The organism is Hymenobacter properus (assembly GCF_015694735.1).
Taxonomy (GTDB): Bacteria; Bacteroidota; Bacteroidia; order Cytophagales; family Hymenobacteraceae; genus Hymenobacter; species Hymenobacter properus.
The window spans coordinates 149,892-164,281 of the sequence record NZ_JADQDP010000005.1 but is presented as its reverse complement, the minus strand read 5'-3'; the positions used below and the strand labels follow the sequence as shown (position 1 = coordinate 164,281).

Sequence of the window (14,390 nt, the reverse complement as noted above, 5' to 3'; positions counted from 1 at the left end):
TGCGAAAGCTGGATAAAGAGTCAGCCGCGCAGCTGTTCGTTTTCACTTTCAGCTTTCCCCTAAATCTTCCGATGAAAAATCTGATTTTTCCGGTCCTTCTTGGACTCGGCTTGGTAGGTTGCGCCCAATCGGCAAAAGATGAGCAGGTGGAAACCGGCCCGCAAACCGTCGCCTCTCAACAACAAAATGAGCCGGCAGCAGGCCCGGCCACGACGCAGGGAACTAACGTCTTAGCTGCTGCTTCCTCCGGCGCCGCGGCTTTGCCCAGCCCGGCAGCACCGGCCCGCACGGTAGTGTATGAGGGCAAAATGGAACTAGCCGTCAACAATTTCGAGCGCGCCAGCACTGGCATCGACAGCCTGCTCAACGCACACGGCGCCTACCTGAATGATGCCCACGAGACGCGGCACGACGGCCGCCCGCACCAGCAAATGACCATCAAGGTGCCGCCCGCGCACTTTGCGCCTTTAGTGGCAGCCCTGGGCAAGCTGGGCCGCGTCGAGAACAAAGACGTGGCGTCGGCCGATGTCACGGCCGATATCTTGGCTGCCAGCACCACCCTGGCTGACCAACAAACGGCCCAGGCCAAATACCAGCAGCTACTCACAAAAACTACCGACGCCAAACAGGTGCAGCACCTACTGGAGCAAGCCCGTCAGGCCCAAGCCAATGCGACTGCAGCACAGGCTCGGCTGCAGGCATTCGGCGCGCAACGGGCGTGGGCCACGCTGGCACTGCACTACTACCAGCTCCTGCCATCGCCCGAGCCGAGTGAGCCCTTGCCAGCGTTTGCACCGCAGTTTTTGGAGTCGTTCAATCGGGGCTGGTCGGTGGTGCTTAGCGTGCTGGTTTGGCTCACCAACCTATGGCCGCTGGTGCTGCTGGCAGGCGCTGCCGTGGCCGGGCTGCGCTGGTGGCACCGCCGTTCGCAGTTGCCGGCTTAGGCCGGGACCGCAAGCGCGGTCTTCCGTGGCCAATTCTTTACACTGGATATATCAGCTTACGCTAATGACGCGTTAGCCGCAAACCTGCGCCGGTCTCATTCCCAACTTCACCTTCAAATTCAGCCATTATGAAGCGTTATTTCGGAATCATTCTTGGGCTCACGGTTCTGCTGGGCAGTTGCAGCCAAGCGCACAAGGAGCCCGCCGCATTGGTGATTCAACCCGATGCGCTTATGGCGCCTCCGCCCCCGGTGGGTTCACCGGATGCAAACGCCGAAGCAGGTCCAACGGCCGATTTAACGCCGGTCGCCGGTACCAAGGCGACGCCACAACCTGCGCTTAGCACCGCAGCGCCGGCCCGGCTGCTCATTTACCATGCTGACCTGCGCCTGAAAGTGGCCAACGTCCGGCGTGCCAGCGCCAGCCTCGACAGCTTGGTGCGCCGCAACGGCGGCTACCTAAGCGCCGCCACCGAAGTGCGGGAGGAAGGCGAATGGCGTCAGGCCATGACTATCCGGGTAGTGCCCAGCCGCTTCCAGCCCCTGCTGGCTGCTCTTAGCGGCCTGGGCACCGTGGAGGAAAAGAAGCTGACCACCGACGACGTGACGGCCCAGCACGCCGACGTAGCCGCCCGCCTCGCCACCAAACGCACCGTTGAAAAGCGTTATGTTGACCTGCTGGCCCGGGCTCGCAAAATCAGCGAAATCCTGGAAATTGAAGAGAAGATTGGCGAGGTGCGCGAGGAGATTGAAAGCACCGAGAGTCGTCTCAAAACCCTGAACGATGAGGTAGCTTACTCCACCGTTTCGCTCGTTTGCTACCAGCCCATTGCCCAGCCCGTGCACGATGCGCCGGTGGTGTCGTTTGCCAGCCGGCTGGTCGATTCATTTTACGGAGGCTGGACGCTGCTGACCGGCTTGCTCATTGGGCTGGTTAGCATCTGGCCATTGCTCTTGCTGGGGGCCGCTGCCTGGGTGGGCGTGCGGCGGTGGCGACGCAGAATGGCCTAGTACCCTTCATAAACAACCGGCCCCGTTGGCAACCCCGACCGCATTTAGTCAGGGCCGCCAACGGGGCCGGTTGTTTGTGAAACGCAGTTGGTTAGTCAACCACCAAGTCAACAATGGCATTCACCACCGAAAGTGCCAGACTAAACAGCAGGGCGTTGATAAAACCGTCGACGCTGAAGCTGCTCATGAGGAAATCGGCCAGCTTCACGATGATGACGTTGATGACCAGCAAAAACAGGCCCAGCGTGAGCACCGTGATGGGAAAGCCCAGAATTTTAAGAATGGGCTTCACCACGGCATTGAGCAGGCCCAGCACCAGCACCAGAATCAGTGCGCTGCTGAAGCCGCCCAGCGCCACGCCCGGCATCACCATGCTCAGGCCGTAGACCAGGCCCGCCGTGAGAACGAATTTGAGAATAAAACCAAGCATGGAAACAAGGAGGTTGAAGTGAGAAAAGCTTACTCAGCTGCGACGCCGCGCGCCGTCAGCCGTCCTTGCGATACGGCCATCCAGTTGCAAAGTTGGTAGAGCAGGCGCGCGCCCACAATGGCGTTCCACTCGGTGTCGCCGGGTGCCACTTCGTTCAGGTCGCAGCCGATGATTTCGATGCCTTCGCGCACGATGGCACGCAGCAGGTACGTGGCTTCTTCATACTCCAGACCGCCGGGCACGGGCGTGCCGGTGCCGGGGCACAGCTTGGGGTCGAGGCCGTCGATGTCGAAGCTGATGTACACCTTCTTGGGTAGCTGGGCGATGATTTTGCCGCAAATCTTCTTCCACGACTTCTTGGCATACTTCTCGTCGCTGATGAACCGCTGCCCAAACAGCGCCACCCGTCCGTGCGAAGTATCGATAAACTCTGCTTCCTGCTGGCAGTAATCACGAATGCCAACCTGCACCAGTTTCTTCACCTGTGGCAGTTCCAGCGCATTGTACATGATGCTGGCGTGCGAGTACTTGAAGCCCTCATAAGCCGGGCGCAGGTCGCAGTGGGCGTCGAATTGCAGAATGGCGAACTCCTCGTGGCGCTCGGCCAGGGCGTGTAGGTAGCCCAGCGGCGTGCTGTGGTCGCCGCCCAACACCACCACGCCCTTGCCCTCATCGAGCAGGGCGCCGGTTTTTTCCTTCAGCCACTGCAGCATCTTGTCCCCTTCGGCCGTAACCTGGGCGGGCACGCCGCTCATCTTCGGCTGGTCGGCTTCGGGCTCGCCGTCTTCCAGCCAACCGATGTAGTCGGCAGCTTGCGGGCGTAGCTGGCGGCTGGTTTCGGCGATGGTTTCGTCGGCTTCCTCCATAGCTAGGCCCAGCTTCCAGGCGTCGGGCAAGTCCGGGTCGTAGAGGTCGACTTGCAGCGAGGCCTCGTGGATGGCGGCCGGGCCTTCGGCAGTGCCGGCCCGGTAGCTCACCGTCACTTCCCACGGCACGGGCACCACCACCACCTGGGCTTCTTCGGGCGTGAAGGGCAGGCCAAACAGGCCGCCGGCCGAATCGCCTGGCGCGTTGGGGTCGAAGGAAGCTATTTTCTTGGCTAAGGCCGCATCAGAAGATTTAGACATGGAATGGGTAATTGGAGTAAAATTGAAATGACAAAAAGAACGTCATGCTGAGCGAAGTCGAAGCATCTCTACCGCTATAGCAAATGAATTACTGTCGCGGTAGAGATGCTTCGACTTCGCTCAGCATGACGTTCTACAAAGCTTGAATAGCGTTTTTACGCCGACATCTGGCTACCCAGGAAATCGTAGCTGCGGATGATTTCCAGAATCTTCGCAAACGTGACCCGGTCGAAGAACAGCATGAGCGGCAATTCCACCATGTTGTCTTTGTCGGAGAACTGTGTAATCACCGAGAAAATCAGCGGCTGCAGTTGCTGCTGAGGCAGCAAGGTCTGCATGGCAGCGGCAATGTCACCTTTGGGAGCCATGGGCGGTGCGCCGTAGATGTTGGCTTTCAGAATGTTCGCTAGCTGCGTGACTAAAGCACCGGTGATGATGTTGCTGATTTCCAGCAGCAGCGACTCCTGCAGCTCGTTCACTTCCAACGACTCGGGGATTTGCATGCGCAGGCACACCCGCGACAGACGCTGGATGTGCTGCCCAGAGAAGAACATCAGGGTGGTGCCGTTGAAATCGCCGCGGATGTCGGACTGAATGGCTACGTGCTTCGCCTGGTACTCCCGCACCTTGCGCATGATGTCGTCGCTCATCAGCAGGTCGATGTTCGGCACCTCCAACAGCACGCGCTCCTGGGCAATGACGGCGAACGAATCGGCCGCCCGGGCAAGGCCGATGTTCAAAATCTCGCGGATTATATCTCGCTCTAAATCTGTCATCGATAAATCCATAGCGGTGAAGAAAGGGGGAAGTGCAGCTGCGAGGACTGGGTGAGTAAAAGAAAAATTAGGGGCGTTTGTTCAAGAACAAGCGGGTCAGGGCGGGCACGTCGAGCACGAGGCACACTTGCCCACTGCCCAACAGGGTCACGCCCCCAAACAGGTCAATGGTATCCAGAGGTTTGCTAAGAGGCTTGATGACAATGTTTTGCTGCCGGATAAACCGGTCGACCACCAAGCCCAGGCGGCGGTTGTTGTAGTTCACCACCAGCACCTGTTGGGGGCCGGAGATGTCGTCGCGGGTGGCCAGGGGCAGGGGCCCGTCGCCTTCGTCGTACAAAAGCAGGCGCAAGGGCACGAGCGGCACCGTCTGCTCCTGGAAATAAGTTACCAGCACCCCGCCCACGACCGAAATCTGGCCTGGGTGCAGCGAAAGCACCGTGTCGGTGTGCAGCAGGGGCACGGCGTAGGGCCGCTCCTCCACTTCCACCAGCAAAGCGCCTTTCACGGCAATGGAAGTGGGCAGCACCAACGTAAACGTGGTGCCCACGCCTAATTCGGATTCAACTCGCAGTTGCCCGCCCAACGAATCGAGGGCTAGCTTCACCACGTCGAGGCCCACGCCGCGGCCCGAAATATCGGTCACCTGCTGGGCCATCGAGAAGCCGGGCTCGAAAAGGAAGGCCCACACGGCCTTTTCATTCAGAGTAGCGGCAGTGCTGGCGCTCACCAGACCCCGGTCGATAGCTTTGCGGCGCACGGCTTCGGTGTCGATGCCCCGGCCGTCGTCGCGCACCTGAATGAGCACGTCGTCGCGCTCGGTCAGGGCCGAAAGGGTGAGCTGCCCCACAGCCGGCTTGCCGGCTTTCAGGCGTTGCTCAGTGGTTTCGAGGCCGTGGCTGACGGCGTTACGCACCAAGTGCAGCAGGGCGTCGGTGATGATTTGCAGAATGTTACGGTCAATCTGCACGTCCTGCCCGCTCAGCGTCAGTTCCACTTCCTTGTGCTCGGCCGAGGCCACGTCGCGCACCACGCGCGGGAACTTGTTCAGCAGCACGCCCACGCCTACGAGGCGGGCGTCCATCACGCTGTACTGCAAGTCGTCGGAAATGCGGAACAGGTGCTGGGCGGTAGCCAGCAAAGCGGGATTGTCCAGCTCCTGGGCCAGGGTCATTATCCGGTCGCGGTCGATGACCAATTCGCCCACCAGGTTCAGTAGGTTGTCGAGCTTCTTCACCTGGATGTACACCAGGTCCGACAGCTCCATCTTCTTATTGGCCTCCTCTTCAGATTCAGGAGCTTCTTCGGCTTCCAACACGGGCTCCTCGCCCCGCACCAGGCGGTCGAGGTTGTCGAGCAGCGCGGTGGCATCGGGCAAGGGTTGCCCCGCTCCTACTGCCCGAATCATGTTGCCCAGCGCATCCACGCCGGCAAACACCACTTTGGTGAGCGGGCCGCTGAACGTGCGCTGCTGGTCCCGAATCAGGCCAAACAACGTTTCGAGGTGGTGCGCCACCTCGCCCAGGTCATTAAAGCCCATGGCGCGAGCGTTGGCCTTGAGGTTGTGCATGAGCCGGAACAGCTCATTGAGGGCCGGGACAGCGTCGGGATTGCGTTCCAACTCGCTCAGGTGCCGGCTCATGGAGTCGTAATACTCCAGCGCTTCGGCCATAAACAGCTCCCGGTACTCCTGGTCGCGCGTTTTCATTGGCCGGGTAGAATAAAGGGTGAAGGGCTACACGCTCCGGCGCGCGCGCACCACCCGCCGTTTCGGGCAGGCTGGCAAGGAACGACGAAGCAGCGTGACAACACCTTAGGCAGATTGTTCAGAATCGTTGTTTTGCAACGCCGACCCTACGATTTCCAATACTTTCTCTTCGGAGAAGGGCTTCACGATATAAGCCAGGGCGCCGTTTTCGATGGCTTCGTTTACAATTACTTCCTGCCCTACGGCGCTGCACATCACCACTTTGGCAGCGGGTTGAATCTGACGCAGGTTTTTGAGCACGTCCAGGCCGGTGTTGTCGGGCAGAATCACGTCGAGAGTGATGAGGTCGGGCGTGGTTGAGGCAGCCATTTCCAAGGCCTGTGCCCCGTTAGCAGCTTCGCCAACCACCTCATAACCGGCGTCGGTGAGCATGTTTTTGAGCATCGTGCGCATGTAGAAGGAGTCGTCGACGATGAGAATGCGCTTGTTCATGGAATTGGGAGACATGAGAATAATACGGGAGAACCGCCGAGCTGGCGTAGCCCGGCAGGCTTAGTACGGGCTAGGGCTTATGAAGATGCCCCTTTGCCCGGCAAACGCAGCACTTCGCTCGGCGTGAGCAGCTTGCGCATGTCGAGCACAATGATGATGCCGCCCTCCGGCAGCTTGGCAATGCCTTCGAGGTACTTGTCGCGGGTGCCGGCGTCCTGCACGAACTCCGGCGCCGGCTCAATCTGGCTCAGCGGCAGCGTGAAGGGCCGGGGCACTTCGCGGACCATCAGGCCCAGGGTGTAATCGGCCGCTTCCACGGCCACCGTGTAGCTGCGCTCGGGAATGGGCCGGCCGGCCGGCCGCAGCCGGAACCGCTCCTCCAAATCCAGAATGGCGATGATGTCGCCGCGCAGGTTGGCGATGCCTTTAATAAAGGGCGGCGTTTTGGGCATGCGCGCCACCTCGGGCGTCACGGTCACCTCCTTCACCTGCTCGATGCGGATGCCATAATCCTCATCGCCGAGGCGAAACACGATAAGCTGGACCAGCTCAGCGGGTTTGGCGCGCTCGGTTTTGGGGGTGGCGGCTAGTTCAATCTCGGCCATGCGATAGAAACAAAGAAGCTATGCGGGTGGATTGAAAACTATTTCTTGGCTTTCGCCTTCGGAGCGTTGGCCTTAGCGGCCTGGCCGTTGCCATTAGTCTGGCTGGCTTTCGACTCATCGGCCGCGGGCTTGGCGCTGGCGCGGGCTTGGCGCCGGGGTGCCGGCGCCGGGCTGGGTGCCGGGGCATCGGCCGCCCGCGTGGGGCGCGGAGCCCGGCGGCCCGGCGTTTCTTCCGTCACCGTTTCCGCTTCCGGACGGGTAGCCCGCCGGGCCGCGCCATTTTGCCGGCCATTGGTTTCAGCCGAAGCTGCTGCGGCAGGTTGGCTGCGCCGTGCAGCCGCACCGTTTTGCGGAGCCGCGTAGGCGGGGCTGCGGTAGGCGTCGCGGGCCACCGGACGGCGTACAGGCAGCGGCTCGGGCTCCGGCTCGTAGCTGTAGGAGCTGAGCTGGAATGTTTCGAGGCCGGCCTGCAGGTCGTCGGCAATGTCGGTGAGGCGCTGCGAACTGGTGGTGAGCTCTTGCATGGCCGTGGAGAGCTGCTTGGCGGTGCCGGCTACCTGCTGCGTGCCGGTAGCCGTCTGCTCGGCAATGGCTACCACTTCTTCCACATATTTCACCACGTCGCCAATCGAAGTTTTCTGTACCTCGGTGGCCGTGAGGATGTCGCGCGAGGTGCGGAGGGTTTCGCCGGAGCTGGTGGCAATGTTTTTAAAGGCCGAGCTGGCTTCGAACGTGGCGTTCTTGCCCTTGAGTACTCGGTTTTCCATGGTCGAAATAGCGGCAGCGGCCGACGACGTATCTTTTTTCACGTCTTCCACCAGCGTGGCAATTTCGTTGGCCGACTTGCGGGAGCCTTCGGCCAGCTTGCGGATTTCTTCGGCTACCACGGCGAAACCACGGCCGGCTTCCCCGGCGCGGGCGGCTTCGATGGCGGCGTTCAGAGCCAGCAGGTTGGTTTGCGAGGCGATGTCGGTAATTACGCCCAGCGACTTGCTGATTTCACCCGAACGGGTGCTCAGTACTTCGATGGTGCGCGAAGTCTGCGAAGCGGCGCTGGATATTTCTTCCATGTTTTTCACCACTTCGGCCACCGTTTTCAGACCAAGCTGCGAGGTTTGCTCACCCAGGATAGCCGATTTGTTCACCACGTCGGCTTTGTTGGCCGTTTCCTTGGTGGCCTGCATGATTTCTTCAATCAGCTTAAAGGCCTGGTCGGTTTTCAAAGCCTGGTTCTGAGCGCCTTCAGCCATCTGCTGCATGGCCAGGGCCACGTCGACGGTTACCCGGCTCATTTCCTGGCCTTTGCCGGCCATTTCTTCCGAGGAAGTTCCTACTACCTGCGACGAATCGTTGATTTCGCCAAGCAGCTCGTTCAGGTTGTCTACTGCTAGGTTAAGCGCGTTAGCCATGGCGAGGATGTCGCCGGTGGTAGGCACTTCCACGCGCTGAGTCAGGTCGCCTTCCGAGATGGCACGCACCACGCGGCTCACTTCGAGCACCGGCGAGGCGATGCTTTCGATGAGTTGGTTGAGCGTGTCTACCAGTTCTTTCCACGAGCCTGACACGCCACCTACTGTCGCGCGCTCGGTAAGCTTGCCCTCTACCCCGGCCACTTTGGCCACGCGGCTAACTTCCGAGGCAAGGCGGTTAAGGTCGTCCACCATGCTGTTGATGGTGTCGGCCAGGTCGGCCACTTCGCCTTTGGCTTGCAGCGTCAGCTTCTGGGTCAAGTCACCTTTCGATACGGCGGTTACTACCTTCACCAGGCCCCGCACCTGCGTGGTGAGGTTGGAAGCCATGTAGTTTACGTTGTCGGTCAGGTCCTTCCACACGCCGGCTACGCCGGGCACGGAAGCCTGGCCGCCGAGCTTACCCTCGGTGCCCACTTCCTGGGCCACGCGGGTAACCTCGCCGGCGAAGATGTTGAGCGAGTCTACCATTCGGTTCAGGTTGTCCTTCAGGTCGAGCAGCTCGCCGTTGACGTTTACCGATACTTTCTGGGACAAGTCGCCGCGCGATACGGCTGTTGCTACGTTGGCAATGTCCCGCACCTGCGAGGTGAGGTTGCTGGCCATCGTGTTTACGTTGTCCGTCAGGTCTTTCCAGGTGCCGCGCACGTTAGGCACTTTGGCTTGGCCGCCGAGCTTTCCTTCGGTACCTACTTCGCGGGCCACGCGGGTTACTTCGTCACCGAAGGTGTTCAGCGAGTCCACCATTTCGTTGAGGTTTTCCTTCAACTGGAGCAGCTCACCACGCACATTTACAGTAATTTTCTGGCTCAAGTCGCCTTTTGCTACGGCCGTTGCCACGTTGGCAATGTCGCGCATCTGCGAGGTCAGGTTCGAGGCCATCGTGTTCACGTTGTCGGTCAGGTCTTTCCAAGTACCCGATACCTTCGGCACATTGGCTTGGCCGCCCAGAATCCCTTCGGTGCCCACTTCACGCGCCACGCGGGTTACCTCGCCGGCGAAGATGTTGAGCGAGTCCACCATCTGGTTCAGGTTGTCCTTCAGGTCGAGCAGTTCGCCTTTTACGTCTACCGTAATCTTCTGCGAAAGGTCACCTTTCGATACGGCCGTTGCCACGTTGGCAATGTCCCGCACCTGCGAGGTGAGGTTGCTGGCCATCGTGTTTACGTTGTCCGTCAGCTCTTTCCAGGTGCCACCTACGCGGGGCACAACGGCTTGGCCGCCGAGTTTGCCTTCCGTACCCACTTCGCGGGCCACGCGGGTTACTTCGTCGCCGAAGATGTTGAGCGAGTCCACCATCTGGTTAAGGATGTTCTTCAGCTCCAGGATTTCGCCCTTCACGTTCACCGTCATCTTCTGGCTCAAGTCGCCGCGGGCTACGGCGGTTGCCACGTTGGCAATGTCGCGCACCTGCGAGGTGAGTGCCGCGGCCATGTCATTTACGTTGTCGGTGAGGGCTTTCCACACACCGGCCACATTCGGTACAGAGGCCTGGCCGCCGAGTTTACCCTCCGTTCCTACTTCTTGGGCCACGCGGGTTACTTCGCCAGCAAACAGGTTCAGCGAGGCCACCATCTGGTTCAGGTTCTGCTTCAGCTGCAGGAACTCCCCTTTTACATCAACGGTCACCGTCTGGGTCAGGTCACCTTTTGCTACGGCGGTTGCCACGTTGGCAATGTCACGTACCTGGCTGGTAAGGTTACTAGCCATGTAGTTTACGTTGTCGGTCAAATCCTTCCACACGCCGGCCACATTCGGTACCACGGCCTGACCACCGAGGCGGCCTTCCGTGCCCACTTCCTGGGCCACGCGGGTTACTTCGCCAGCAAACAGGTTCAGCGAGTCCACCATTTGGTTCAGGTTCTGCTTCAGTTGGAGCAGCTCGCCTTTCACGTCTACCGTTACCTTTTGGCTCAAGTCGCCTTTAGCTACGGCCGTGGCCACGTTGGCAATGTCCCGCACCTGAGAAGTCAGGTTGCTGGCCATGTTGTTCACGTTGTCGGTCAGGTCCTTCCACACACCGGCCACGTTCGGCACGCTGGCTTGGCCGCCGAGTTTACCCTCCGTGCCTACTTCCTGGGCCACGCGGGTTACCTCGCCAGCGAATAGGTTCAGTGAGTCCACCATCTGGTTCAGGTTCTGCTTCAGCTGCAGGAACTCACCCTTAACGTCTACCGTGATTTTCTGCGAAAGGTCACCTTTTGCTACGGCCGTGGCTACGTTGGCAATGTCTCGAACCTGCACGGTGAGGTTCGAGGCCATGTTGTTCACGTTGTCGGTCAGGTCTTTCCAGATACCGCCTACGTTCGGCACACTGGCCTGGCCGCCGAGTTTGCCCTCGGTGCCCACTTCCTGGGCCACGCGGGTTACCTCGCCGGCGAAGATGTTCAGGTTGTCAATCGTCTTGTTGATGGTTTCAGCCATCAACTTGAAGTCGCCCGACACCGGAATCTGGAAGCTTTCGTCGAGGTTGCCGCGGCTGATGTTTTTCAACACCTTGCCCACTTCGAGTACCGGTACGGCAATGCTGTCGACGAGGCCGTTGATGTTGTTCACCATGTCGCGCCAGAAGCCGGCGGCACCTTCAGATGAGGCGCGGGCTTTCAGGTTGCCCTCCACACCGGCCACTTTCGAGATGCGCGACACCTCGCCGCCCACGCCGGCAATCATGTCCACCATCGAGTTGTAGGCCTCGGCGATTTCGGCGAAGATGTCGTCGTTCTGCTTGGTGAGGCGCACCGACACGTCGCCCTTCTTGAAGGCGTCGAGGGCGTAGAGCACCCGGTTCAGCTGGTCGTTGACGTAGCCGGGGTCCTGGGTATCGACGGAGCCACGCGAGCCGCCTTTTTTGCGCGTCAGGTCGTTAGGGGTGCGCACCACGTCGAGAGCCGACACGGCGCCGGCGTCCGGCTTGCCACCGGTGTCAGCGTCCGGAGCCTCCACTTCGGGGTTGCGGCGTGGCTTAGATTGCGAGGACTTGGGGGAAGCCATATAGTATAGGTATCAGTCGAAGGGGGAAGGAGGACAAACGGGAGGCGAAGGTACGTGCGGGCGGCGGCAATAAACAAAGACAGATTTTGGCCTTTCGGGCAATGAACTCAGCCGTTGGGTGGCGATGTTAAATCGACCCAGATGCGGCCGGATTATTGCTCGCTGCGCATTGGCTGGGAATATTCCGACATCTTTGCGGCCAATTTAACATTTCGCTGCTGCCGGCCGTTACATTCCCAACTCACCCACTCCGGCCCCTCGCCCCCTTCCTCCGCCCACATGGTCAAGAATTTAGTAATCGTCGAGTCGCCCGCCAAAGCCAAAACCATCGAGGGCTACCTCGGCCAGGATTTTGTGGTGCGCTCGAGCTATGGGCACGTCCGCGACCTGCCCAAAGACAACAACGCCATCGACATTGCCAATGGTTTCAAGCCTACCTACGTAGTTTCGGCCGATAAGCGCGAGCTCATCGCGCAGCTGAAAAAACTCGCCAAGGAAGCCGAAATGGTGTGGTTGGCGAGTGACGATGACCGCGAGGGCGAAGCCATTTCGTGGCACCTGGCCGAAACGCTGAACCTACCCGGCGCCAAAACCAAGCGCATCGTGTTTCGCGAAATCACCAAGCCGGCCATCCTAGGCGCCATCGCCAACCCGCGCGAGGTGAACCAGGACTTGGTGAACGCCCAGCAGGCCCGCCGCGTGCTCGACCGCCTCGTGGGCTTCGAGCTGAGCCCCGTGCTCTGGAAAAAAGTAAAGCCGGGCCTTAGCGCCGGCCGCGTGCAAAGCGTGGCCGTGCGGCTGGTGGTGGAGCGGGAGCGCGAAATCAGCCAGTTTTTGAGCGCCAGCGCCTACCGCGTGGTGGCCCGATTCGACGCCGGCCGGGGCGCCGTGCTGGAGGCTGAACTGCCCACTCGCTTCAAGACGCGCGAGGATGCCGAGGCGTTTCTGGGCCGTTGCGTGGGCGCGACGTATAGCATTGAAAGCCTTGATAAAAAGCCCGGCAAGCGCAGCCCCGCCGCGCCCTTCACCACCTCTACTTTGCAGCAGGAAGCTTCGCGCAAGCTGGGCTACTCGGTGGCTCAGACCATGAGCGTTGCCCAGAAGCTGTACGAGGCCGGTAAAATCAGCTACATGCGGACGGACTCGGTGAACCTCTCGCAGGAAGCCCAGGCGGGCGCGCAGGCGGCCATCACGGCGGCTTACGGGGCCGAATACCATCAGCAGCGCAATTTTAAAACCAAATCGGCTTCGGCCCAGGAAGCCCACGAAGCCATACGGCCCACCGATTTTGGGGCGGTGAAAGCAGGCTCGGATGCGTCGGAGCAGCGGCTGTACGACCTTATTCGCAAGCGGGCCATGGCCTCACAGATGGCGGAGGCCGTGATTGAACGCACCACAGCCGTTATTGGCATCAGCACGCAGCCGGGCACCACGTTCACGGCTACCGGCGAAGTCATCACCTTCGAGGGCTTCCTGAAAGTTTATGCTGAAAGCAAGGACGACGAGGACGAGGAAGAAAGCAAAGATGGCGAATCGAGCTTCTCGCGCGGGCTGCCGCCGTTGAGCGTGGGACAGGTGCTGCCCTTGCAGCGCCTGAGCGCCACCGAGCGGTTTTCGTCGCCGCCGCCGCGCTACACCGAGGCGTCGCTGGTGAAAAAGCTGGAGGAAATGGGCATTGGCCGGCCTTCGACCTACGCGCCCACCATCAGCACGGTGCAGAAGCGCGGCTACGTGGAGAAGGACACCCGCGAGGGTAAGGAGCGCAAGTTCAACGTGCTGACGCTGGACGGCGACCAGGTGAAAACTGAGGTAAAGACCGAGAACTACGGCGCCGAAAAAGCCAAGCTGTTCCCGACGGATACGGCCATGGTGGTGAATGACTTTCTGGTGGCCCACTTCCCCACGGTGATTGACTACCAGTTCACGGCCAAGGTGGAAGACGAGTTCGACCAGATTGCCAACGGCCACGAGAACTGGACGCAGATGCTGACCGGCTTCTACGACAAGTTCCACGCAACGGTGGAGGCCGGGCAGGACATCGAGCGCAGCACCGTGAGCGGCGCGCGCGAGCTAGGCGTGCACCCCGAAACGGGCGAGAAAATCACAGCCCGCCTGGGTAAATACGGCCCCTATGTGGCTCTGGGCGATACCACGGACCCCAACGTGAAGCCCGCCTACGCCAACCTGCGCAAGGGTCAGTTCATTGAGAGCATCACGCTGGAAGATGCGCTGGACTTGTTCAAGCTGCCGCGCATCGTGGGCCAGTTCGAGGACAAAGACATGACGGCCAACCTCGGCCGCTTTGGGCCTTACATCCGCCACGACAGCAAATTTTACTCCCTCACCAAAGAACAGGACCCGCACACCATCACCGCCGAAGAAGCGGTGGCCTTAATTGAGGGCAAACGCAAAGCCGATGCCGAACGCCTCATCAAGTCGTTCCCCGAAAACCCCGACATTCAGGTGCTGAACGGCCGCTTCGGGCCTTACATCGTGGCGGGCAAGAAGAACGTGAAGATTCCCAAGGGCGAAGTGCCCACGGAGCTGACCCTGGAGCGCTGCATCGAATTGGCCGACGCCACGCCCGATAAGCCCGCCAAAGGAGGCCGCTTCGGCAAGAAAGCCGCGCCGACCGCTGAGGAAAAGGACGCTGACGCGCCTACCAAAAAGGCCGCCAAAGCCGCCACGGCTAAGAAGCCCGCTGCGAAAAAAGCCACAACCAAAGCTGCGGCTAAGAAGCCGGCTGCAAAAACCGCCGCGAAAAAGCCTGCGGCGAAAGCAAAATAAAAAGCTTCATATAACGTTATGAAAAGCCCGCCCCTCGCGGGCTTTTCTTTT

Annotated in this window: 10 protein-coding genes; 3 read left to right on the top strand and 7 right to left on the bottom strand. The window is 60.4% G+C overall.

Annotation, left to right across the window (positions count from 1 at the left end; all coding sequences use genetic code 11):
* Positions 1–71: 71 nt before the first annotated feature.
* Positions 72–944: a DUF4349 domain-containing protein gene (locus tag I2I01_RS20380; RefSeq protein WP_196288361.1), complete on the top strand. Its 873-nt coding sequence runs from the start codon at positions 72–74 to the stop codon at positions 942–944.
* 233 nt (positions 945–1,177) lie between these two features.
* The gene (locus tag I2I01_RS20375) at positions 1,178–1,954 is read left to right on the top strand and encodes a DUF4349 domain-containing protein (protein ID WP_196288360.1); all 777 of its coding nucleotides are present in this window, start codon (positions 1,178–1,180) and stop codon (positions 1,952–1,954) included.
* Positions 1,955–2,045: 91 nt separating this feature from the next.
* On the opposite strand, the gene I2I01_RS20370 is transcribed toward I2I01_RS20375, so the two are convergent.
* The 7 genes from I2I01_RS20370 to I2I01_RS20340 form a co-directional block, all read right to left on the bottom strand.
* Complete coding sequence (locus I2I01_RS20370) at positions 2,046–2,384, bottom strand: phage holin family protein (RefSeq protein ID WP_196288359.1); 339 nt, start codon at positions 2,382–2,384, stop codon at positions 2,046–2,048.
* A 29-nt stretch (positions 2,385–2,413) separates the two neighbouring features.
* Positions 2,414–3,511: an agmatinase family protein gene (locus I2I01_RS20365; protein WP_196288358.1), complete on the bottom strand. Its 1,098-nt coding sequence runs from the start codon at positions 3,509–3,511 to the stop codon at positions 2,414–2,416.
* Between the two features lie 155 nt (positions 3,512–3,666).
* Positions 3,667–4,299: a chemotaxis protein CheC gene (locus tag I2I01_RS20360; RefSeq protein ID WP_211538070.1), complete on the bottom strand. Its 633-nt coding sequence runs from the start codon at positions 4,297–4,299 to the stop codon at positions 3,667–3,669.
* Positions 4,300–4,354: 55 nt separating this feature from the next.
* Complete coding sequence (locus I2I01_RS20355; RefSeq protein ID WP_196288357.1) at positions 4,355–5,995, bottom strand: chemotaxis protein CheA; 1,641 nt, start codon at positions 5,993–5,995, stop codon at positions 4,355–4,357.
* A 105-nt stretch (positions 5,996–6,100) separates the two neighbouring features.
* Entirely contained in the window at positions 6,101–6,502 is a 402-nt protein-coding gene (locus I2I01_RS20350; RefSeq protein ID WP_211538069.1) for a response regulator, read from the bottom strand.
* A 62-nt stretch (positions 6,503–6,564) separates the two neighbouring features.
* Positions 6,565–7,092, bottom strand: a complete 528-nt coding sequence (locus I2I01_RS20345) for a chemotaxis protein CheW (protein ID WP_196288356.1) — start codon at positions 7,090–7,092, stop codon at positions 6,565–6,567.
* Between the two features lie 38 nt (positions 7,093–7,130).
* Positions 7,131–11,552, bottom strand: a complete 4,422-nt coding sequence (locus tag I2I01_RS20340; RefSeq protein WP_211538068.1) for a methyl-accepting chemotaxis protein — start codon at positions 11,550–11,552, stop codon at positions 7,131–7,133.
* A gap of 279 nt (positions 11,553–11,831) precedes the next feature.
* Between I2I01_RS20340 and topA the strand changes: the two genes are divergently transcribed.
* Complete coding sequence (gene topA / locus I2I01_RS20335; protein WP_196288355.1) at positions 11,832–14,339, top strand: type I DNA topoisomerase; 2,508 nt, start codon at positions 11,832–11,834, stop codon at positions 14,337–14,339.
* Positions 14,340–14,390: the final 51 nt, after the last annotated feature.